General features: G+C 58.9%; 1 protein-coding gene. It reads left to right on the top strand.

The genetic code is table 11. From position 1 onward, the window contains the following. Positions 1–185: hypothetical protein (locus MJ643_RS30985; RefSeq protein ID WP_247727354.1), on the top strand; the 185-nt coding region annotated here is incomplete at its 5' end. Positions 186–258 lie beyond the last annotated feature (73 nt).

Raw genomic sequence — 258 nt, 5'->3', positions numbered from 1 at the left:
CGGACGCCTACCATGGCAGTGTGCACGGCTATTACCTGGAAGCGCTGACCATCTTCGGCCACGTCACCCGGCGCGATCCGCGTTCGCTGGGCCGCGACGACGGCGTGGCGCGCGAGCTGGGCATCGATGCCGCGACCGCATTGGCATTGCAGGAAATCGCGTCCCGGCAATTGGCAGCCGAATGATTCCAGCATTAACAAAAGAATTTACATTCCTTTTTATCGACGTCGCTTCGCCTCGCTAAAAAATAGCGCGACA

The organism is Pseudomonas sp. PNPG3, assembly GCF_023093815.1.
Taxonomy (GTDB): Bacteria; Pseudomonadota; Gammaproteobacteria; order Pseudomonadales; family Pseudomonadaceae; genus Aquipseudomonas; species Aquipseudomonas asiatica.
Note: the sequence above shows the minus strand (reverse complement) of the source record. Positions and strands in the feature narration are given on the sequence as shown.